The organism is Rhodococcus sp. KBW08 (assembly GCF_003852455.1).
Classification (GTDB): Bacteria; Actinomycetota; Actinomycetes; order Mycobacteriales; family Mycobacteriaceae; genus Rhodococcus_F; species Rhodococcus_F baikonurensis.
The window spans coordinates 125772-148395 of sequence record NZ_QAJJ01000028.1; the positions used below are offsets into that span (position 1 = coordinate 125772).

General features: G+C 63.5%; 19 protein-coding genes. 7 read left to right on the top strand and 12 right to left on the bottom strand.

Translation table 11 applies throughout. From position 1 onward, the window contains the following. Positions 1-425, bottom strand: a 425-nt coding sequence (locus DBV08_RS29550) for an aminotransferase class III-fold pyridoxal phosphate-dependent enzyme (protein WP_148090798.1), incomplete at its 3' end; no start/stop codon positions are given. Positions 426-554: 129 nt separating this feature from the next. Here DBV08_RS29550 and DBV08_RS29555 point away from each other — a divergent pair. After that, positions 555-872: a DUF2322 family protein gene (locus tag DBV08_RS29555; protein WP_124569743.1), complete on the top strand. Its 318-nt coding sequence runs from the start codon at positions 555-557 to the stop codon at positions 870-872. Here the strand turns inward: DBV08_RS29555 and DBV08_RS29560 are convergent. Beyond that, positions 843-1472: a Pr6Pr family membrane protein gene (locus tag DBV08_RS29560; RefSeq protein ID WP_124569744.1), complete on the bottom strand. Its 630-nt coding sequence runs from the start codon at positions 1470-1472 to the stop codon at positions 843-845. The two genes, DBV08_RS29555 and DBV08_RS29560, sit on opposite strands and share 30 nt — an antisense overlap. Positions 1473-1573: 101 nt before the next feature. Here DBV08_RS29560 and hrpA point away from each other — a divergent pair, with 101 nt between their 5' ends. Further along, complete coding sequence (gene hrpA, locus DBV08_RS29565) at positions 1574-5479, top strand: ATP-dependent RNA helicase HrpA (RefSeq protein WP_124569745.1); 3906 nt, start codon at positions 1574-1576, stop codon at positions 5477-5479. 287 nt (positions 5480-5766) lie between these two features. Here the strand turns inward: hrpA and nrdR are convergent, their stop codons facing one another. Continuing rightward, positions 5767-6264, bottom strand: coding sequence for a transcriptional regulator NrdR (gene nrdR, locus DBV08_RS29570; RefSeq protein WP_095970738.1), 498 nt, complete (start codon positions 6262-6264; stop codon positions 5767-5769). Between the two features lie 195 nt (positions 6265-6459). Beyond that, on the bottom strand, positions 6460-7200 hold the full coding sequence (locus DBV08_RS29575; protein WP_124569746.1) for a LysM peptidoglycan-binding domain-containing protein: 741 nt from the start codon (positions 7198-7200) through the stop codon (positions 6460-6462). Positions 7201-7442: 242 nt separating this feature from the next. Between DBV08_RS29575 and lexA the strand changes: the two genes are divergently transcribed. Continuing rightward, positions 7443-8171, top strand: coding sequence for a transcriptional repressor LexA (gene lexA, locus DBV08_RS29580; RefSeq protein WP_007735195.1), 729 nt, complete (start codon positions 7443-7445; stop codon positions 8169-8171). A gap of 93 nt (positions 8172-8264) precedes the next feature. Here the strand turns inward: lexA and DBV08_RS29585 are convergent, their stop codons facing one another. The 3 genes from DBV08_RS29585 to DBV08_RS29595 all read right to left on the bottom strand — a co-directional run bounded on the left by DBV08_RS29585 (position 8265) and on the right by DBV08_RS29595 (position 12622). Beyond that, a complete protein-coding gene (locus DBV08_RS29585; protein WP_007735194.1) occupies positions 8265-9407 on the bottom strand; it encodes an acyl-CoA dehydrogenase family protein in 1143 nt (380 codons plus the stop codon). Positions 9408-9592: 185 nt separating this feature from the next. After that, complete coding sequence (locus DBV08_RS29590) at positions 9593-10873, bottom strand: uracil-xanthine permease family protein (RefSeq protein ID WP_020907537.1); 1281 nt, start codon at positions 10871-10873, stop codon at positions 9593-9595. A 75-nt stretch (positions 10874-10948) separates the two neighbouring features. Continuing rightward, the gene (locus DBV08_RS29595) at positions 10949-12622 is read right to left on the bottom strand and encodes a putative PEP-binding protein (protein WP_124569747.1); all 1674 of its coding nucleotides are present in this window, start codon (positions 12620-12622) and stop codon (positions 10949-10951) included. A gap of 191 nt (positions 12623-12813) precedes the next feature. On the opposite strand from DBV08_RS29595, the gene DBV08_RS29600 reads away from it, so the two are divergent. From DBV08_RS29600 to DBV08_RS29615, 4 genes are all read left to right on the top strand, one after another. After that, positions 12814-13581, top strand: coding sequence for a DeoR/GlpR family DNA-binding transcription regulator (locus DBV08_RS29600; RefSeq protein WP_095970559.1), 768 nt, complete (start codon positions 12814-12816; stop codon positions 13579-13581). Then, positions 13578-14573, top strand: coding sequence for a 1-phosphofructokinase family hexose kinase (locus tag DBV08_RS29605; protein WP_124569748.1), 996 nt, complete (start codon positions 13578-13580; stop codon positions 14571-14573). The genes DBV08_RS29600 and DBV08_RS29605 overlap by 4 nt, the downstream gene beginning before the upstream one ends. Positions 14574-14591: 18 nt before the next feature. Continuing rightward, positions 14592-16691, top strand: a complete 2100-nt coding sequence (locus DBV08_RS29610; protein WP_124569749.1) for a fructose-specific PTS transporter subunit EIIC — start codon at positions 14592-14594, stop codon at positions 16689-16691. A 97-nt stretch (positions 16692-16788) separates the two neighbouring features. Further along, positions 16789-17046: an HPr family phosphocarrier protein gene (locus DBV08_RS29615; RefSeq protein WP_003942144.1), complete on the top strand. Its 258-nt coding sequence runs from the start codon at positions 16789-16791 to the stop codon at positions 17044-17046. A gap of 39 nt (positions 17047-17085) precedes the next feature. Here the strand turns inward: DBV08_RS29615 and DBV08_RS29620 are convergent, their stop codons facing one another. The 5 genes from DBV08_RS29620 to DBV08_RS29640 form a co-directional block, all read right to left on the bottom strand. Continuing rightward, positions 17086-18411 carry an esterase family protein gene (locus DBV08_RS29620; RefSeq protein ID WP_240951939.1) on the bottom strand — a complete coding sequence of 442 codons (1326 nt, stop codon included), beginning with the start codon at positions 18409-18411 and terminating at the stop codon, positions 17086-17088. A gap of 55 nt (positions 18412-18466) precedes the next feature. Then, entirely contained in the window at positions 18467-19456 is a 990-nt protein-coding gene (locus DBV08_RS29625) for a hypothetical protein (protein WP_260395813.1), read from the bottom strand. Between the two features lie 10 nt (positions 19457-19466). After that, complete coding sequence (hflX, locus tag DBV08_RS29630; RefSeq protein WP_124569752.1) at positions 19467-20942, bottom strand: GTPase HflX; 1476 nt, start codon at positions 20940-20942, stop codon at positions 19467-19469. A 75-nt stretch (positions 20943-21017) separates the two neighbouring features. Then, positions 21018-21887 carry a diaminopimelate epimerase gene (gene dapF, locus DBV08_RS29635; protein ID WP_124569753.1) on the bottom strand — a complete coding sequence of 290 codons (870 nt, stop codon included), beginning with the start codon at positions 21885-21887 and terminating at the stop codon, positions 21018-21020. A gap of 32 nt (positions 21888-21919) precedes the next feature. Then, complete coding sequence (locus tag DBV08_RS29640) at positions 21920-22591, bottom strand: class F sortase (protein ID WP_124569754.1); 672 nt, start codon at positions 22589-22591, stop codon at positions 21920-21922. Positions 22592-22624 lie beyond the last annotated feature (33 nt).

Sequence of the window (22624 nt, forward strand, 5' to 3'; positions counted from 1 at the left end):
TGATACGCCTTCTGACGACCGACGATGATCGCCTTCTCCGGCTGCCCCACCTCGTGCCAGTACCGGCGAGCGAGCTTCGCCGCAGTGTCCACCGAATCCGAACCGCCCGAGGTGAAGAAGATCTTGCTCCCGGCAACCGGCGCAATCGTCGCCAACCGCTCCGCCAACACCTGCGTGGTCTCGGGAACAAAATCACCGAAGTTGGAGAAATGAGCGATCTTCGACAACTGAGCCGCCACCGCGTCCGCGATCTCGGCGCGCCCGTGCCCGACATTGGTGAACCACAGGCCCGCCGTCGCATCCAGATACCGAGTGCCCTCGCGGTCCCAGATGTACGCGCCCTCACCGCGAGAGACGACAAACGCGCCGTTCTTCTCCACAGCGCCCATGTCCGCGAACCCGTGCCACAATGCCGAAGCCATCATTGTCCCCTTCGAATACAAACGATGCTGGTGTGCAAACGATGTGCTGCGACTATATCGACACCGGGAATCGGCGCACGACGGCGCTCGCCGGGCACCGGCATTTCCGGGTACACACGTAATCTGTCGACCATGACTTTTGCCGACAATCTCGCCGCACTGCCCACCATCGATCATCTGGCCGCCATCGAGGTACTCGACGCCGACGGAACCGTCATCGACACCGTCGAGAACAAGCCCGGAAAGTCCGGCTCGGTCAAGGTGTACAACCATCTTGCCGAGGTCTACGGCGCCCTGACACCCGAAGCCGCGACAGCAGGACTGACGATCTTCGCCGAGCACACCGAGGACGCGCGAGCGAACCGCGGCAAGCACCCGAACATCGACCGACTCGATCAGGTGATCGCCACCGGAAGCGGGCTAGGACTGCGGGGCGTTCCGGCCGCGTAGCCCGGCGCCCAACCGTCCGACGGCATTGACCGCCAACGCCATCAGGGCCATCGCGATGCCCAGCACGACAAATCCAATGAACAGAGCCAGGTAGCCCTGATGGCGCGGATCCATGAACGGGTACGGATACCAGTCGACGATCGGACCTCGAATCAACGTGTACACCGCGTAGATCACCGGAAACAGCAGCCACTGCAGCGAGCGAATTTCGGAGATCCGGTGCCGCGAAGCGAAGAACACCCAGTCGAGGAGCATCACCAGCGGAAGAATGCGGTGCAGCGCCGAGTTGATCCACGCGTCGTTCAAATTGACGTCGATGTTCGCGAGTAGGACGGCGTAGATGATTCCGGTGATGACCATGTACAGAGTCACCGCGCCACGAATCGACTGCCATGTCCGCGATTGCGGATCACGAAATGCGCCCACCAGCAACACGAACACCGCGAGGATATTGCTCTCGATGGTGAAGTAGCTCAGATAGTTCGACAACGAGAATCCGTCGGCGTTGCGAATCGGGATCCACAACAACGCAGTGAGTCCGTAGAGCGCGAACAACAATCGAAGTACTCGCACGGCAACAGGTGTCGACGCGACAGGCACCGATGACTCATTTGCGGTATTTGTCGTCACTCGACGATATTTGCACATCACTACGATCTGCGAGCGGTAGTTGTGAATGCGTTCGATAGGCTGTCATCAGCATGTCTACAACACCACCGGCCCCGCTCTCCCCCAAGCGGAGTGACCTGAAGAGCGCGCTGGCACAGGTCTCACTCCGCGACGAGAGTCGACTCCGTCGCAAACTCGACCGCGCCCGCACACCAGACGCTCTGGTGGCGCTGGCCGAAGAAATCGAGAAGGCACGCACACGCTTGGCTGCCCGCGCAGTCAGTGTTCCCGCGGTCTCGTACCCCGAAGCCCTGCCCGTCAGTCAGCGCAAGGACGACATCGCGACCGCGATCTCGGAGAATCAGGTTGTCATCGTCGCCGGCGAGACCGGCTCGGGTAAGACAACCCAGATCCCGAAGATCTGTCTCGAACTCGGACGTGGCGTCCGCGGACTGATCGGACATACACAGCCGCGCCGGTTGGCAGCCCGCACCGTTGCCGAACGTATCGCCGAAGAACTCGACACCGAACTCGGCGACGCCGTCGGATACACCGTGCGGTTCACCGATCAGGTCTCGGATCGCACCTACGTCAAGCTCATGACCGACGGCATTCTCCTCGCCGAAATTCAGCGCGACCGTATGCTCCGACGCTACGACACGCTGATCATCGACGAAGCGCACGAACGCAGCCTCAACATCGACTTCATCCTCGGGTACCTGGCTCAGCTGCTCCCCCGCCGACCCGATCTCAAAGTCATCATCACGTCGGCGACCATCGATCCCGAACGCTTCGCCGAGCACTTCGCTGTCGACGGTAAGCCCGCGCCGATCGTCGAGGTATCCGGGCGAACGTTCCCCGTCGAAATGCGTTACCGGCCACTGACTGTCGAATCCGGCGACATCACCTTCGACCGTGATCCCGTCGACGCGGTCTGCGAGGCTGTCGACGAGCTGAGCGCGGAGGGCGAAGGCGACATCCTGGTCTTCCTCTCCGGCGAACGCGAAATTCGCGACACCGCAGACGCTTTACGCGATCGGCGTCTTCGCAACACCGAAATCGTCCCGCTGTACGCGCGGCTGTCGGCCGCCGAACAACACAAGGTGTTCTCGCCGCACACCGGCCGACGCGTCGTCCTCGCAACCAACGTGGCGGAGACCTCGCTGACCGTTCCCGGCATTCGGTACGTCGTCGATCCAGGAACGGCGCGCATTTCGCGATACTCGGTACGCACCAAAGTGCAGCGGTTGCCGATCGAACCGATTTCCCAAGCGTCGGCGCGTCAGCGTTCCGGGCGTTGCGGCCGCGTCGCCGAAGGAATCTGCATCCGCCTGTACTCCGAGGAGGACTTCGAGTCACGGCCGGCATTCACCGAACCGGAGATCCTGCGAACCAACCTCGCATCCGTGATCTTGCAGATGACGGCTCTCGGCCTGGGCGACATCGCGGCCTTCCCCTTCGTCGAACCGCCGGACCAGCGCGCAGTGAAGGACGGAATCGGACTCCTCGAAGAACTCGGCGCCATCGCGCGAGGTTCCGAGGCCAGCCATCCCGAACTGACGCCCGTCGGCCGCGAGCTGGCCCAGATTCCGGTGGATCCGCGGATGGCACGAATGCTGGTGGAAGCCAAGAACAACGGTTGCCTTCACGAAACCCTTGTCATCGTCGCGGCACTGTCCATTCAGGACGTTCGCGAACGGCCCGCCGAGTTCCAGCAGGCAGCCGACGAAAAGCATGCCAGGTTCAATGTCGAGAACTCCGACTTCCTGGCCTACCTGAAGCTGTGGGACTACTTACGCGAACAACGTAACGATCTGTCCTCCAACCAGTTCCGCAAGATGTGCCGGAACGAGTTCCTGCACTGGCTCCGGATCCGCGAATGGCAGGATCTGCACGGGCAACTCCGGCAGATCACCCGCGGTCTCGGCTGGACAGTAGGAGAGACACCGGCAAGCGAGAACGCGATCCATCAGTCGCTCCTCGCCGGATTGCTCTCGCATATCGGGCTACGCGAGGGCGAGAAGCGGGACTACCTCGGCGCCAGGGGCAGCCACTTCGCGATCTTCCCCGGATCGGGACTGTTCAAGAAGCCACCACGCTGGGTCATGGCCGCCGAACTCGTGGAAACGTCGAGGCTGTGGGCGCGCATGTCCGCGCGTATCGAACCCGAGTGGGCCGAAAAGCTCGCCCCGCACCTGGTGAAACGGACCTATTCCGAACCGCACTGGTCCTCCAAGCGAGGCTCGGCGATGGCATACGAGCGGGTCACTCTCTACGGAGTTCCCCTCGTGACCGGCCGCGCAGTGACGTACTCGCGAATCGATCCCGAGGCCTCCCGCGATCTCTTCATCCGCCATGCGCTGGTGCAGGGGGAATGGCAGACGAACCACAAGTTCTTCCACGAGAACCGCGCACTGCTCGACAACGTCGAGGAACTCGAGAACCGCGCGCGCCGACGCGACATCCTCGTAGACGACGAGACTCTCTACGAGTTCTACGACGAACGTATCGGCCAGGAAGCCGTGTCCGCCAAGCATTTCGACCAGTGGTGGAAGACTGAGCGGCGCAAGAATCCGAGTCTGCTGACGTTCACACCGGAAACCGTGGTCAACTCCGACGCCGCTGCAGTCCTCGGTGGCGAGTACCCGGACGCGTGGCGCCAGGGCGACATGCAGTTTCCGCTCACTTACCAATTCGAACCCGGAAAGGATGACGACGGCGTCAGCGCGCACATCCCGGTCGGCCTGCTCGCGCAACTTCAGCCGGTCGGCTTCGACTGGTTGGTCCCGGGTATGCGCGTCGACCTGGTTACCGCTCTGATCAAGACGTTGCCCAAGAACATTCGACGCGCTGTCGTGCCGGCACCCGACTACGCCGCCGCAGCGTTGGCAGCAGTCAAACCTCGATCCGAGCCGTTGATGACCGCAATGGCCCGTGAACTCTCGCACTTGGGCGGGATCCAGATCGACGCCAAGGACTTTGATCCCGCCGCGCTGCCCGACCATCTTCGGATGACGTTTGTCGTCGAGGACGAATCGGGCAAGGTTCTCGCGAAGGGTAAGGATCTGGCGCAGCTGCGACGCGCGCTCGCCCCGCGCGTGCAGAAAGAAGTAGCCAAGGCGGCAACCGGTACCGAACGGGCAGCGGCAACCGTCTGGACATCCGAGACACTCGGCGCGTTGGAACCGACCATCACTCGCTCCATCGGCGGGCAGCAGGTAACCGGATACCCGGCACTGGTGCCGGAAAACGGCGGAGTTGCCGTTCGTGTCCTGAGTACACCGGCTGCGCAGGCGCAGGCGATGCGGGAAGGCACTCGGGCGCTTCTCCTGGCGGCCGTTCCCACCCAACTCAAGGCAGTGACCGCCGGCTTGTCGAACGCGCAGCGTCTGGCGCTCGGCCAGAATCCGGACGGCGGCTTGGAGGCCCTCGTCGAGGATTGCCGAGTGGCAGCTGCCAACGAAGTGATTGCGGCCCACGGTGGACCGGTGCGCACGCCTGAGGCCTTCGACGCCCTGGTGAAGATCGCACGCTCCGAACTGGCCGGGCGCGTTTCCGCGATCCTGCGCATGATTGTTCCGATCCTCGAACACGCCCACCAACTGAGCGTCGTCCTCGAACGCTCACGCGGGGAGGCAGCCGACGACGTCCGAGAGCAGTTGACCTCACTGCTTTTTCCGGGTTTCGTCGCCGAGTTGGGCTCAGCGCGCCTACGCGATTTGCCGCGGTATCTTGCCGCAGCAAAATTCCGTCTCGAAGCTCTGCCTGCAAGCGCACAACGAGATCAGCAGGCGATGGATGTCCTCGACCGGGTGTACGCAGCGTACGACCGGTTGTTGAGTTCACTTCCCGAAGAGCGACGCACGGCCAGGGACGTCGACGCGATCAGCTGGATGATCGAAGAACTGCGCGTGAGTCTGTTTGCGCAGTCCCTCGGTACACCCACACCGATATCCGAAAAGCGAGTCCTGAAAGCTATCGAAGCGATCAAGCGTTGATGTTCGACGAGGATTGCGCGATCAGTAGATTGTCTGAATGTTGACGTTGGTGAGGAAACCGCCAAAGGTGGCAACAGTGTTGGCGAACCCGAGGGTTACCAGGCTGTTCACGACTCCGAGAACTGCAACTAAGTTCATAACGCCTCCGTGAAGATCCGAGATGCGGACGAACGTACCTGGTAGACACTAAGCGAATAACTTGCCCGATTTGTTCGATTGTTCGCTTTGTGTTCTCAGCGTTACCTAGTGCCCGCTCCGTGCTCTGAGCGTTACCTAAGTCGAAGGCCTCAGTCGACGGAAACGGGCTCGGCGCCGGGAGCCTTGTCGGCGTCACGGGTCTCGGCATGTTCGCGCATGTCGGTGATCTCACGTTCGAAATCCGCGGCGGAACTGAAGGACTTGTACACCGAAGCGAATCGCAGATACGCAACCTCGTCGAGATTTCGAAGCGGATCGAGAATCGCGAGCCCTACCTCGTTGCTGGGAATCTCGGCAGAACCCGATGCACGTACGGCATCTTCGACCTGCTGGGCCAGCAAGTTCAGCGAGTCGTTGTCCACTTGGCGGCCCTGGCATGCGCGACGCACACCTTTGACAACCTTTTCCCGGCTGAACGGCTCCGTCACGCCGCTGCGCTTCACGACCGAGAGAACTGCCGTCTCGACCGTGGTGAATCGACGTCCACACTCGGGGCACGAACGGCGCCGCCTGATCGCCTGGCCCTCGTCGGCCTCGCGTGAATCGACCACTCGGGAATCAGGGTGCCGGCAGAACGGGCAATGCATCGGGGTTCCTTCGTTGTCGCCGAAATGGCCGCAACTCAGATTCGCTACCGACTGCAAATCCTCCGACGATTTACAGAGCAGATCCACGTACTCAACGCGACCACCCGAGGTGGTGGGACTGTCAAGTGGACAGCTTACTCGCTGTGAACCGACTGCTCTCACGCTCGGTACGCCCCCGCCTGGGAGGGGGTACGGTCAGCGGCCCGAGACCGGCACGATCAGAGTTTGCCCAACGGACAGTCCGGAACTCGACATCGCATTGAGATCCATGATCTGCTCGATCACCGAACCGACAGCCTGGCCAGGCGCAACCTTGGCAGCAATATCACTGAGGGATTCACCCGCGGCAACGCGAACCACTTCGGTCTCGCCGTGTGTCGCAGCTACATCACCACTCGACAAAGCGCCGATCCCCACCAACGCCAACACTGCCAGTGCAGTGAATACGGCGCCCAGGAACACTGTCTTCCAACTGACGTCCTCGGCAGCCACTTCATGTTCGACCCGTGAGACACCGACTCGGTTTCGGTGCGCAAAACTTCCTCCGTACGGGCGCGACGAATCGTGCTCGCTGTCCCACCGGCGAGGAGACTCACGCAATGACCGCGAACCTGAAACCGCGCCCACCGCCGGAACACGGCGAACGACGGCCGCCTGCGGTTCGTTGTCGACATACCTGGCCACACCCCGCATTTCGGCCGTACCGCGCCGTTCGAATGACACAACGTCAGCATCGGACCCACCATCAGGCCCATAGAACGAGGGGTGGTACTTCAGTGCCGACGTGCCGTCGAAACCAATCGCATCGACACCAATCGCGTCGACACCAATCGCGTCGTCGAAAATCCTGTTGCTTTGCAGTGCTGCGTTACCCATCGTGACCTCCGCTGGTCGACACCGATCGATGTGTTCGATCATGCGTTCGATGGAACGCATGTTCGAATTTCTACCACGCCTGGCCGACAATGTCTCTACTTCGAGCGACACGAATCGAACAGATGTTTGAAACCGCGAGCAAATCCGGCTAGATTCGTGTCAGACCACACAGCGGGAATTTGCGAAAGCCTCCGTGTTTGTCGACAGCTCGAATGTTGGCAGGAGGCACCGACAGGTTTCTGCGTGATGTGCACCAGGCACTTTTTCAGGCACGACTTCTTCAGACACGGAGGCAACAGGCCATGAAGGACGATCGCTCCAGCACAGCCGCGGAGGCAGGAGCTTCTGCAGTTCCGTCTCCGTCGAGCGAGACGCTCACCGAGCGTCAGCGGCGCGTTCTCGAAGTGATCCGCGATTCGGTGACGGAGCGCGGGTATCCGCCCAGCATTCGCGAGATCGGGGATGCGGTGGGGCTCACTTCCACCTCGTCCGTCGCACATCAACTGCGAACGTTGGAGCGAAAGGGTTTCCTTCGCCGCGATCCCAATCGCCCTCGCGCGGTCGATGTTCGAGGCCTCGACGAAGTTGCAGCCGATACCGCCATCGCATCCGTGTCGAAGCATTCGGGCGAGTACAACAGCGCCGACCCGCTACCGGAGCCGGCGTTCGTCCCCATCCTGGGCCGCATCGCTGCCGGCGGACCGATCCTCGCCGAGGAAGCGGTGGAGGATGTGTTCCCACTCCCCCGCGAACTCGTCGGCCAGGGTTCGCTCTTCATGCTCAAGGTCGTCGGCGAGTCGATGATCGATGCAGCGATCTGCGATGGCGACTGGGTTGTCGTCCGTCAGCAGAACGTCGCGGAGAACGGTGACATCGTGGCCGCAATGATCGACGGCGAAGCCACTGTGAAGACGTTCAAGCGCACGAAGAAGGAGGTGTGGCTGATGCCGCACAATGACCTCTTCGAGCCGATTCCCGGCAACAACGCTGTCATCCTGGGCAAGGTTGTCACCGTCATGCGGAAGATCTGAGCTCGCTCGCACCCCACGACCACAAGACTCTGGGCCCCGGCATCAGCCGGGGCCCAGAGTCTTTACGTGACGATCAGCGGTGCATCACCCGAATCAGAGATTCAGCGAACGTCCGATGATCTCCTTCATGATCTCGGTTGTGCCACCGTAGATGGTCTGCACACGAGAGTCCATGTACGCCTTGGCAACCGGGTATTCCTTCATGTAGCCGTAGCCTCCGTGCAGCTGGAGGCAGCGGTCGATGAGCTTGACCTGAGCTTCGGTGGTCCACCACTTCGCCATCGCAGCTTCCTGCACGGTCAGCTTCTCGGCATTGAGCTGTTCGATGAACTTGTCCACCAGGATCCGCACTGCGGTGGTCTCCGTAGCCAACTCGGCGAGGACGAATCGGGTGTTCTGGAAGCTACCGATCGACTTACCGAATGCCTTGCGGTCACGGCAGTACTGGATCGTGCTCTCGAGAACCGATTCCATTGCGGCAGCGGCAACAACGGCGATCGAGAGTCGTTCCTGAGGAAGGTTCTTCATCAAGTAGAAGAAGCCCATTCCCTCTTCGCCCAGCAGGTTGGCGGCGGGAACGCGGACGTCGGTGAAGCTGAGTTCGGCGGTGTCCTGAGCCTTCATGCCGATCTTGTCGAGGTTGCGTCCACGCTCGAAGCCCGGCATGTCCCGCTCGACGACGAGGAGGCTGAAGCCCTGCGCTCCCTTGTCCGGGTCGGTACACGCGACAACGATGATGATGTCGGCGTTGATTCCGTTGGTAATGAAGGTCTTCGAGCCGTTGAGGACCCAGTGATCCCCGTCGCGAACTGCTTTGGTCTTGATGCCCTGCAGGTCGCTACCGGTACCCGGTTCGGTCATCGCGATTGCCGAAATCAGCTCTCCCGAAGCGAATCCGGGCAACCAACGCTGCTTCTGCTCTTCATTGGTCAGCTCCAGCAGGTACGGCGCCACGACGTCGTTGTGCAACGTGAAGCCGATACCGCTGAACCCGCCCTTGGTGGTTTCCTCGGTGATGATCGCGTTGTAGCGGAAGTCCTTCACACCGCCGCCGCCGAACTCCTCGGGCACCGCGGTTCCCAGGAAGCCCTGCTTTCCGGCCTCGACCCAGACGTCACGATCGACGATGTTCTGCTCTTCCCACTTCTCGTGGTTCGGAGCCACGTGCTGTGCCAAGAACTTCTGGTACGACTCCCGGAAGAGTTCATGTTCCGGTTCGAACAGGGTGCGCTCCACGCCGACTCCTTGCAATTCGATATACGGCAATTCAGTGATGTACCCGCTGGGGACGTACCCACTGGGGTGTATTCGCTGAGACTGGGCACGCCGAAGTGCGCGGGCCCACGTCACTGCCTCCGACGGTAGAACCTGTTGCGATACCCGTCGATGACCCGAACGATCACGATTCGTGACTGTAGCGGTTATCTGTTACTCGAAGTACGGAATTTGGCGAGATATCGCATGATCGGGTACGCGACGAGGATGCCGATCGATCCCCAGGCGATGCCGCCCAACTCGACCGAACCGATGGTCAGCGTCAAGTTCCCGATGCCGGCGACCAACGCCGCCGCGGCGACCGTCAGGTTGACCGGATCGGTGAAGTCGACCTTCGCTTCCATCCAGATGCGCACACCGAGAATGCCGATGAGGCCGTAGAGAACCATCGTTGCGCCGCCGATGACGCCGTTCGGCACCGTGAAGACCAGTGCGCCGAATTTGGGCGAAAATGCCAGGATCACAGCGGTAGCGGCGGCTACCCAGTACGCGGCGGTCGAGTACACACGCGTCGCTGCCATGACACCGATGTTCTCGGCATACGTGGTGGTTCCGGATCCGCCACCGGCGCCCGCCAAGGTAGTGGCGAGACCGTCGGCAAACAGTGCATTGCCGGCCAGATCGTCGAGGGACTTACCCGTCATAGCGGACACCGCTTTGACATGTCCGACGTTTTCGGCGACCAGAACGATCACCACGGGGAGCGCGAGCACGATCACCGACCAGTCGAACGACGGTCCGTGCAGACTCGGCAGCCCGAACCAGTCTGCTTCGCGCAGAGCGGACACTCGTTCACTGTCGAGTCCGCCGATGACCGCGGCGAAGACCCAGCCGATCACGACGCCGACCAGAATGCCCAGCCGGCCGAGCAGCCCGGGACCGACGACCGTGACCAGCAGGATCGAAACGAGCGTCACCGTGGCGATCAGCGGCTGCGATTCGAAGGAGCCGACCGCCGTCGGAGCGAGGTTGAGACCGATCAGCGCGACGACAGCTCCCGTCACCACCGGCGGCATGACGGCGTCGATGACCCGGCTGCCGATCAGACGTACGGCTACGCCGATCAACATCAACACGATGCCGACGGCCATGACGGCACCGAGTTGCGCGGCCGGGCCCGATCCTGCCGACGCTGTCAGCGGGGCGATGAACGCGAAGGACGAACCGAGATAGCTGGGGATCCGGCCGCGGGTGATGAGCAGGAACAGCGCGGTGCCGATACCCGAGAACAACAGCGTCGTCGTGACGGGGAAGCCGGTGATGGTCGGTACGAGCAGTGTCGCTCCGAACATCGCGATGACGTGTTGCATCCCGATCCCGATGGTGCGCGGCCAACTCAGTCGTTCGTCCGGCGCCACGACCGCGCCGTCGGCGATCCGCTTGCCGTCTCCGTGGACAGTCCAGCCGATTCCGCCGGCCCCGGTCATAGTTTCTCGTTCGATCACAGGTCGAAATACTAGAGGTCAGGCGCTCGGTCGCCGACCTAGACCGACGAAACCACGTCAGCTGAGTGCGTCAGCCGCCGCTTTACGCGCTGCCACCGGATCACCGGTTGCCAGTACCGCCGCCGCAGCCGCCTCACATTGCGCCATGGTGACGGACCCGACCTTCGCTCCCACGCCGGCAACCGACGCCGCAGCGCACGACAGCGAGGAAACGCCGAGACCGGCAAGTACGCAGGCCAACAGCGGATCGGCGGCCGCCTCACCGCAGACCCCGACGCGCTTACCTGCCGCCTGACCGGCCTGGGCCGTACGTGCGACAAGGGCGAGCACCGCGGGCTGCCACGGATCGGTCAGGTCGGCGAGTTCGGAGGACATCCGATCAGCGGCCATCGTGTACTGAGCAAGGTCGTTGGTACCGATCGAGAGGAATTCGACGTGTTCGAGAATCTGGTCGGCCAACAGCGCTGCCGCCGGGATCTCCACCATCACACCGGGAACAAGATCGCGTGCCCGCACGGCATCGGCAAAACGTTTCGCCTCGGCCGGGGTGGCGATCATCGGTGCCATGACCCACGGCGACGAGTTGGTCGACGCCGCCGCTGCGGCGATCGCGTCGAGCTGGCGGTCGAGAATTCCCATGTCCTGCCAGGCGATTCGGACCCCACGAACGCCGAGCGCCGGATTCGCTTCCTCTTGATGGTTGGCGAATTTGAGCGGCTTGTCCGAACCCGCGTCCAACGTGCGAATAATGACCTTCTTTCCTGCGAAGGCCTCGAGAACCTCGGCGTAGATCGCCGCCTGCTCGTCTACGGTCGGTTCGGTCTCACGGCCGAGGAAGCAGAGCTCGGTCCGGAAGAGCCCGATGCCCCCCGCAGCAGTCGACGCCGCGGCGCGAGCGCCCGCGCCGTCTTGAACGTTGGCGAGAACGTCGACCGGCCGTCCGTCCGCCGTCTGGCCCGGTCCGGTCCATGTGCTGACGCGCTCGCGATCGATCCGAGATTGTTCGACCAGTTCGCGCGCCTGCTCGGGATCCGGCTCCGCGATCACGTCGCCGGTGGTTCCGTCGATCAGAATCGGCGTTCCTGCCGAGATGGACTCCAATTCCTTCGCGGCAACGATGCACGGGATGCCCAACTGCCGCGCGATGATTGCCGTGTGGCTGGTCGGGCCGCCGTAGATGGTCACGAGCCCGATGATCTTGGTTGCATCGAGGCCCGCGGTGTCTGCAGGAGCAAGATCGTCCGCGCACAGCACCGATGGTGTCTCGGGCATCGGAACTCCTGGTTCGGGTAATCCGGAGAGTTCGGCGATCACGCGGTCGCGGATGTCCTCGAGGTCCGTGACGCGCTCGGCCATCACACCGCCGACTTTGGTGAACAGCACAACGAACTGCTCCGTCGCCGCGATCGCAGCCTGCACCGGGGGCACTCCGCCGGCGATCGATTTTTTGGCCGCCCCGATCCAGCCACGATCGGCTGCCATCGCCGCGTTGGCCTGCAAGACCTCGGCAGCCGCGCCTGTAGCTTCGGCCGCCCGTCCGAGGAGGCGGTTCTCGACAACCTTCGCCGCTGCGACGAAGGTGTCGGCGGCGGCCTCTCGATCGGCCTCGTCGAGGGCCGGCGCATCGGTGACGAGTTCTGGTCGGCTGGACGGCCAGATAGCCGGGCCGTAGGCAATTCCGGGCACGACGGGAGTGCCGTGCACGGTGATGCGATTGAGCTGTTCGGTCATCTGTCCTCCTTGAGCGATGGGCCCGGTGTCACACCGGAGCACCTCGAGCGCGTTGAGCCCACACCTTCGTTGTGACGAAGATTACTCCCAAGTCTTGACATGTCAACACACTCGGGCGTAAAACAACATAAAGCAACATTCACTGTGACCCACAACGCACCGTCGGATCACATTTCGGAATCGGAGAGCACGTGTACGCGGAAGAACGCCAACAAGCGATCGGCACCATGGTGTCGCAGCGCGGACGCATGTCCGTGGCGGCTCTGTCGGAGACCTTCGGTGTGACCACCGAGACCGTGCGTCGCGATCTGGCATTCCTCGAGCGGATCGGACAGATCAGGCGTGTACACGGCGGCGCCGTTCCGACCGGATCCCTCCACGTGACCGAACCGGGCATGGCGGAACGCGATCAGACCCGGGCGCAACAGAAGGACCGGATCGCCCGCTGCGCGGTCACCTATCTCCCTCCTACCGGCGGCAGCGTGATCTTCGACGCGGGCACCACCACAGGCCGCATGATCCCCGAACTACCGACCGAGAACGACTTCACAGCAGTCACCAATTCCGTCCCGATCGGCGCACGACTGGCATCGATGAACTCGATTTCCCTGATCCTGCTCGGAGGACGAGTACGCGGGGTGACGCAAGCCGCGGTCGGCGAGGACGCCCTACGCCTGCTGAGCACGTTGCGGGTCGACGTCGCTTTCGTCGGAACCAACGCGATCAGCGTCGGGCACGGACTCTCCACACCGGACAGCGAGGAGGCCGCAGTCAAACGAGCGATGGTCAAAGCTGCCAATCACGTTGTCGTGGTGGCGGATTCCACGAAAGTCGGCCGCGAGCACTTGATCAGCTTCGCCCCCCTCGACAGCATCGACGTCCTCATCACCGACGAAGAGATCAGTCCCACAGACACATCCGAGTTCCACGACCACGGAATCGAGGTGGTGATCGCATGATCGTCACACTGACAGCCAACCCGAGTATCGATCGGACCGTGCAGCTCGAGCAACGGCTCGAACGAGGCTCCGTGCTACGCGCCCACTCCACTCGCAGCGACCCCGGCGGCAAGGGGGTCAACGTCGCGCGTGTTCTCGCCGCAGCCGACCTCGACGTCCTCGCGGTCCTACCGGGGAACGGCGGCGACCCCCTACTCTCGGCGCTCGCCGCCGGTGGAATTCCCCACATCGGCGTCGCCACGACGGGTCTGGCTCGCACCAACATCACCATCGCGGAACCGGACGGAACCACGACGAAGATCAACGAGCCCGGCGCGACGCTGTCGGGTTCGACGCTCGACGCCTTGGCGCAGGAACTGATCGCCCGCGCCGATACCGCCCTGTGGTTCGCGCTGTCCGGCTCACTGCCCCCCGGCGTTCCTCTCGGGTGGTACGGCGAACTTGTCGCGGCGCTGCGCGATCACCCGTGCAAGGTAGCGGTCGACACCTCGGACGCCCCGCTGACGGCACTCGCCGAAGGCTTCCCCGACTCGGCACCTGACCTGCTCAAACCCAACGGCGAGGAACTCGCGCAACTGACCGGCGTCGACGGCCACGTCCTCGAACGTGCCGCCGAGAACGGTGATCGCGGGCCTGCAATCACGGCGGCACAGCGATTGGTCGATCGCGGCGTCGGCAGTGTGCTCGCCACGCTCGGCGCAGCAGGTGCTGTCCTCGTCACGGCCGACGGCGCGTGGATCGCCACCGCTCCCCCGATTGTCGCAGTCAGTACCGTCGGCGCAGGCGATTCGTCGCTGGCCGGATACATCCTCGCCGAAGCGGGAGGCGGCTCGGAATCCGAGCGGCTACGTCACGCGGTCGCCTACGGAAGCGCCGCTGCCTCCCTTCCCGGCACAACCCTTCCCACGCCCGAACAGATCGATCTGGCAGCGGTTTCGGTATCTGCAGCAGATGCCGCCTCTCCCATCCCCGTCCCCACCGAACTCGCCTGACGCCCTAAGGAACCTGACATGTCCGATACCACCGCAGCCGGCAGTTCCGGCCCGGAGATCATCAGTCCCGAACTGATCTCACTCGACACCGACCTGGGTACGACCAAGGACGATGTCATTCGTTCTCTCGCAGCGCGATTGACTGCTGCGGGTCGGGCGAGCGACGCCGCGGGACTGGTCGATGCAGCACTCGCTCGCGAAGCGCAGTCTGCGACCGGGTTGCCCGGCGGAATCGCAATTCCCCACTGCCGCGCCGGGGCCGTCTCGTCCGCATCCCTGGGGTTTGCTCGACTCGATCCGAAGGTCGACTTCGGTGCACCCGACGGCCCCGCCGATCTCGTGTTCCTGATCGCGGCACCCGAAGGCGCCGGAGCCGAGCACATGAAGCTGCTCTCCTCCTTGGCCCGAGCACTCGTCAGGCCCGCGTTCGTCACGTCACTTCGTGAAGCGTCGACGCCGGACGAGATCGTGCGCTTGGTCGACGAGGTCCTCAATCCTGCACCGAAGGATCCCACAGCCAAGGATTCTTCAGCCAAGGATTCTGCAGGGACGGCCGCGGCAGTGACACCCCCGGCACCTGTTTCCACCGGGAAACACGCCACCGACGAGACCCCGGCACCAGCGCCCGCCGAGCGTCACATCGTCGCGGTCACCGCCTGCCCGACCGGAATCGCTCACACCTACATGGCGGCGGACTCACTCGTCGCTGCGGGTGAACGCGCCGGCGTCAAGGTTCACGTCGAAACTCAGGGCTCGAGCGGAAGCACCCCGCTGGACCCGTCGGTCATCGCCGGAGCCGCCGCGGTCATCTTCGCCACCGACGTCGGAGTGAAGGGCCGCGAACGATTCGCCGGTAAACCCGTCGTCGCTTCCGGCGTGAAGCGGGCGATCAACGAACCGGACAAGATGCTCTCAGAAGCGTTGCGCGCTTCCGAGAATCCCGCCGCCGCCACCGTGGACGGCACTGCCGCCGCGGCCGCGGATTCCGATGCCGGTTCCGTAGGGTTCGGCACCCACCTCCGTCAGGTCCTCCTGACCGGCGTCAGCTACATGATCCCGTTCGTCGCGGCCGGCGGTCTGCTGATCGCCCTCGGCTTCCTGCTCGGCGGATACGAGATCTCGGGTCCGGCCAAGGACATCGTTCTCGACAACTCGATCACCAACCTTCCCGACGGTGGTCTTGCCACCTATCTCGGCGCAGTGCTGTTCCAGATCGGTTCGTTGGCGTTCAGCTTCCTGGTGCCCGCGTTGGCCGGCTACATCGCCTTCGCCATCGCCGACCGGCCTGGCATCGCTCCCGGCTTCACGGCCGGTGCGGTCGCCGTGTTCGTCGGTGCCGGTTTCATCGGAGGCCTGGTCGGCGGTCTCATCGCCGGTGTCGTCGCGCTCTACATCGGCCGGATCGCCGTCCCGCAGTGGCTGCGAGGTCTGATGCCGGTGGTGATCATCCCGCTGTTCGCGACGCTGGTCGTCGGAGCACTGATGTTCATCGTCCTCGGTCGTCCGCTCGCCGCGATCACCTCCGGTCTCACCGACTGGCTCAACGGATTGTCAGGCAGCTCGGCCATCTTCCTCGGCATCATTCTCGGCCTCATGATGTGCTTCGACCTCGGCGGGCCCGTCAACAAGGCGGCTTACGCCTTTGCTGTAGCCGGACTCAACGTCAACGACCCGGCCACCTTGCGCATCATGGCGGCAGTCATGGCCGCGGGTATGGTTCCGCCGCTTGCCATGGCACTTGCCTCGACGGTGTTGCGTCCCAAGCTCTTCAGCGAAGCCGAACGGGAGAACGGTAAAGCTGCCTGGTTGCTGGGTTCGGCATTCATCTCCGAGGGTGCAATTCCGTTCGCCGCTGCCGACCCGCTTCGAGTCATCCCCTCGATGATGGCGGGCGGCGCGGTCACCGGCGCACTGATCATGGCTTTCGACGTCACGCTCAGCGCCCCACACGGCGGGATCTTCGTCTTCTTCGCAGTCGGCGGCATCGGCTGGTTCCTCGTCTCACTGGCTGCGGGAACCGTGGTAGCTGCGCTCGCCGTCGTCGGAGCCAAGGAGTTCTTCCGCAAGGGGCCCTCCGATGCCGAACTCGACCCCGAAATCGTGCCCGCTGCGGCATGATCGACAGCAGGCAACACTGCAGTCACCACCGAAGTCACCAGATCTGCCCGAACACCCCACAACGTCCGCAACGACAGTTCTACAACGAGGAGATCCCATGCCCAGCAAGACAGTTGCCGTCGGTTCCGCAGTCGGCCTTCACGCCCGTCCCGCCGCCCTCATCGCCGAAGCAGTCGGAGCCTCCGGCGCCACGGTCACCCTCGCAGTCGCCGACGGCGAACCGGTGGATGCCGGCTCGGCCCTGATGATCATGACGCTCGGCGCCGCCAAGGACACCGAAGTCACCATCGAATCCGACGACGCCGACGCACTCGCCAAGGTCGCCGAACTGGTAGCCGCTGATCTCGACGCCTGATCCGATTTCGGCCGGTGCTGTGTAGCGGGCCGGACACTCTCACGGAGTGAGTGCGAGTGTCCGGCCCAGCCAGTCCATTTCGAGTTCCAGAGCAGTGCCCCACACATCACCCGAGTGCCCGCCGGGAAGGGTGTAGTAGTCCACGTTCATGTCGGCGGCGCGCGCAGCCTCGAACATGATCTCCTGCTGAGGGCGGTAGATGTCGTCGTCTTCACCCGCGACAAATACACCAGACAACTGCGGATACCGATTCTGCGCCATCAGGTCTCGGGCGTTGACCGCGTCGAACGCGCTTTCGTCACCGTCGAACATGGCCGCCACGGTGTCCTCGTGATCACCGGTCGACGGTTCGTCCTGCCCGGAGAAGTCCAGGAACGACGGGTATCGGTCCGGGAAGTTCACGGCCATCTCGATCGCGCACGTCCCGCCGTAGGAGAACCCACCGATAGCCCATTGCGCAGCGTCCGGATTCACTTGAAGGTTCGATTCGATCCAGTTCGGGACGTCCTGGTCCAGATACGTCGCGACGTTGCCGAGAGCAGAATCCATGCAGCCGGGGTTGGCGTCGTAGTCCCCCAACGCGTCGGGTACTACCACTACGGGAGCAAGCCCGGAATGCCTCGACGCGTAGGCGTCGACGGTGGTCGCGAGCCGGCCGCTGTCCAGCCAGTCGCCGGGGCTGCCGGGCTCACCCGCCACCAGCACCAGGACGGGCAACTCCGCACGCGGATCGGCAAGGTAGGCGGGCGGGAGGTACAACGTCGCAGGCCTCGCGTCGAATCCCGAGATGTTGCCGGGAATCGCCGCTTCCGTGACGACGCCGTTGCTCGGCATCCGCACCGGTACCTGCCAATGGGTTTCCGTGGGAAGTCCCCGCTGTAACCCCGGTTCGGCTCCGGGGAGCGAATCGAAGGCGACGTGCTCGACCGCGCGGACCGGCCAGTGCCCGACCAGTGAACCGAGTGTGGGATAGGTGCCGGTCTGGGCATTGACCTGACCTACCGCGACGATCGTGGCCAGCGCGGCGAATGCCGTCACCGAAAGGCCGCGGGCAAGTCCTGGGCGCCGAAGGAGAACAAGCGCCGCGCCGACGACTCCGAACATCGCCAGCGCTATCCAGACGAAACTCGACACGGGTAGCTGAGCGGGCAACGGTCGATAACTGAGCCACACGAACATCGCGCCGCTGCCGGACCCGACCACTGACAGGCCCAGCGCGACAAGCACGGCCCGACGCGGCAACCACCGAAGCAAAAGCAGCGTGCCGACACCGACGAGGACGGAACCCACGAGCAGCGCTGCGATGATGTGTCCGTGCTCGAGTGACATACGCGAGAGCCGCGTCAGGAGTTGATGCCCGTGCATTCGTTCCAGTATCCACATCTACCGGCAGTCCGCGAATTCACGGAGTTGAGGCGAATCAGCGGCGTCGTCGAGATCTCACGAGCGCCACACCGCCTATCGCGCATCCTGCCGCGGCTAATCCGGCCCACGCGAATGTCCACGGATCGACGCCGACGCCGACCGAATCGCCTGACGAGTCAGCCGTCGATTCGGTCGCTTCCACGAGCGCGCGCATCACGTGAACCGGCGGCAAAGCTCCACCCGCAGATTCCGATCCGATCAGAACATCGCCCGCGTCGTTGAACGCCACGGCCTCGCCCTGCGGCTCCGTCGGGAGGGGGATCCGCAGCGGTTCGGTATCGGTGAGCGTCGCGCCGATTCCGCCGTCCACGACTTCGTACAGGTACAGATCGGAGTAGCTCCGGAGCGCGATTGCCGAACCGTCCGACGACACCGCTCCCCCGGTGAACATCACCGACACTGGCTTCTCCGGTCCGACAGACACGGCTCCGACGCGCTCGAGCGGCGTCGGGCCTGGCTGTGCCAAGTCACTCAGCTTCTGACCCCCGACCGGTGTGTAGAGACTGCTGGCGCCGAACAATTCCTTGGTCACGACAAAGACGTGGCCATCGGGGTCGAGGAGAATCGATTCGGTGTCGTGCGCTCCGTCCGGGTATGTGAGGCGGTGCAACGTACCGTCACCGGAATCGAGGTCCATCGTGATGAACGCCACCGTTTCGCGGGTTCGGAGGTTGTCACCGGTGTCCGACAGAACGAGCGTTCGACCACTCACCGCAAGATCTTCGACGTCGTAGGGATCAATCGGGACCGGAATCTGTTTCTGGACAACACAGTTCAGGTCCATTTCGAATACGAAGTCGTCACTGCCGCCGTCGCCCATCGCGTAGATCCGATCGTCGACGACGACCATCCCCGACAACTCCTGGAGCGCAGGATCCGTAGGTGTGCACAGTGGGGCGAACTCGCTCGGTTCGAACGACGATGCCTGTGCGGGTGCTCCGGGAAGCAATACGGTTGCCGTAGTCGCCGCGATCACCGCGACCACGGCCCCGAAATTACGCACTAGGTGCGTACTCGACCAATGCCGAGGCCAACATCTGTGGCACACGTGCGTGCACCCGCGTTCCGGCCTCTTCGTGCGTCGATTCCAGAATCGTTCCGTCCGAGTGGATTCGAGCCATCAAGTCACCCCGCGTGTACGGCACCAGCACGTCGACCTCGACCTCCGGTCGAACCAGCACCTCACTGAGATGTGCTCGCAGTTCAGCGATTCCCTCGCCTGTCCGCGCCGAGACGAACACGGCGCCAGGCAACAGACCACGTAGTTGCGTCAAGGTAACCGGATCTGCCGCGTCGATCTTGTTGACCACGATCAACTCCGGCGGAGCCTTCGAATCCGTCTCGCGCAGAACATCGGTGACGACTTCCCGCACAGCCTTGATCTGTTCTGTCGGCAACGGATCCGAACCGTCGACGACGTGCAGAAGCAGATCCGCGTCGGTTACTTCCTCGAGAGTCGAGCGGAATGCCTCGACCAACTGAGTCGGCAGGTGTCGCACGAAGCCGACCGTATCGGTGAGTACGTACTCGCGGCCGTCGTCGAGTGCTGCGCGGCGCGTCGTCGGGTCCAAGGTGGCGAACAACGCGTTCTCCACGAGCACACCGGATCCGGTGAGCGAATTGAGCAGACTCGATTTGCCCGCGTTGGTATATCCGACGATGGCGATCGACGGAATGTCGCTCTGCAATCGACGTGTGCGCTTGGTGTCGCGAGCGGCCTTCATGCCCTTGATCTCGCGGCGTAGTTTTGCCATGCGCTCACGAATACGGCGACGGTCCGTCTCGATCTTCGTTTCACCGGGACCACGCAGACCCACACCGCCGTTGCTACCGGCACGGCCACCGGCCTGGCGCGACATCGACTCGCCCCAACCACGCAGACGCGGGAGCATGTACTCCATCTGAGCAAAAGCCACCTGGGCTTTACCCTCACGGGAAGTCGCGTGCTGAGCAAAGATGTCGAGAATCAGAGCCGTCCGGTCGATGACCTTGACCTTGACGATCTTCTCCAGCGCCGTGAGCTGCGCCGGCGTCAGCTCGCCGTCGCAGACGACGGTGTCGGCACCGGTCGCCAGGACAACTTCGCGCAGTTCCTGCGCCTTGCCGGAACCGATGTAGGTGGCAGCGTCAGGTTTGTCGCGGCGCTGAACCAGTCCTTCGAGAACCTCCGAGCCGGCCGTCTCGGCAAGTGCGGCCAGCTCGGTCATGCTCGCCTCGGCCTGCTCGGCGGTTCCCTGGGTCCAGACGCCGACCAGGACAACTCTTTCGAGTCGAAGCTGGCGGTACTCGACTTCGGTGACGTCCTCGAGCTCGGTCGACAGACCGGCCACGCGGCGCAGGGCGCCGCGATCTGCGAGTTGCATCTCACCGGTCGACGGGTTGCCCGATGCAGAATCTGCCGCGTATTCGGCTTGCGCGTACTCGGACTGCTCGTGAGCGGTGGACTCTTCGTTTTCATGTGTGTTCGTCATACAAGATCCATGGTCCCACGAAACCTGGGCACGGTGCATCCGTATTTCCTGCAGGCGTATTTCCCGCGGGCGATATCACACGAGCGATTGCCACCAGGCGTCGCTGATCGTCCCGTTCGCCACCAGAACCGAGGGCCCCCGCAAAGACCCTTCACCGCCTTCGACGGTGACCTGCACTTCGCCGCCGAGCACGCGCACCAGCACCGAACCTTCGTCGCTGCCGTCGTACTTCAGCGCCGCGGCCGCAGCTGCGACCGTTCCGGTTCCGCAGGAACGAGTCTCGCCCACACCACGCTCGTGTACCCGCATGTGGACCCCGCCGTCGTGGATCGGCGTCACGATCTCGATATTGACCCCGTGCGGGAAGAACCCGGGATCGAAGCCCGGAGAAACACTCAGATCGAGCGCACTCAACACTTCTGCCGTCACGTGCTCGTCGACGCATGCCAAATGCGGATTACCGACGTCGATGCCGATTCCGGCGAAGACGCGGCCGTCGATTGTTGCCGAACTGGTGCCGAGTTCTTTGATCCGGCCCATCGCCACGGTCACGTCACCGTGCGTGGCGTCGTAGCCGTGCACCACGACCGGACGCGCTCCGGCGCGGCTGCCGACCACGAACTCGTCCTTGCTCTCCAAGCCCGACGCCTTGAGGTAATGGGCAAATACCCGAACGCCGTTTCCGCACATCTCCGCGATGGAGCCGTCGCTGTTGCGGTAGTCCATGAACCAGTCTTCTGCAGCGACGCCGTCGGGAAGTGCGGTGAGCACGCCGGCGTCCGCAAGTGCGCCCGCGCGAGCGACACGAAGGATGCCGTCGGCGCCGAGACCACGCTGGCGATCACACAACGCTGACACTCGTGCCGGCTCGAGATCGATCCGTACGTCGAGGTCAGGGAGAACAACGAAGTCGTTCTGCGTTCCGTGGCCCTTACTGAAATCCATGGTCGCCATCCTATCCGGACCTACCGACCGACTTACGCAGGTGACGCGGTGACCACAACGTTCTGTTCGTACGTGAATCCGGACGGCAACGAGGGGTCCGGCACCGTCGCGCCGCCGCAGGTCACGAGGACCAGCCTGGGCGCACCCGTTTCGGAAAAGAACTCGGCCGGCAAAGCCACCTTTTCGTACAGCTTCAGGCTCGCTGCGTGATAGATGAACATCGTTCCGGCATCGTCGCTCACGTAGATCGGTGTTCCGGGCTTCATCTGGTGCAGCGCCCACAAGGCGCCGTGCGTGCGATCACCGTCGTCGACGTGGCCGGCAACAAGATTGGTGCCCTCCGACGATCCGAACTGCACACCGTTGGTGAAATGCGAAACCTTGTCAGGATGCGGAAGGATCATTCCGCGGTTGGCGCCGAACCCGCTGGTCACGATGTCGGCTTGCACATCCAGATCAGGAATCGCGAGCGTGTTCGGCGGCAAGTCCGTCGGCGCGGGCGCCCATGTCGCCTGTGGGTCGGTTGGGGCTCCCACGTCGAATGGCGCTTCGGGAACGGGTGCGCTGACGGGCTTCCCGGCGGCACTCACCGCAAAATAGATCAGCACGCCGCCCACCGCGAGAAATGTGACGAGCAGCAGGAGAAGCGGCAGCCGACTCGCGCGTCGGCTTTTCGGTCGCGCGCGCGTCCCGCTCTGCGCCATGTTCGATGTCCTCCAGTCCGTCGATCGCGAAAC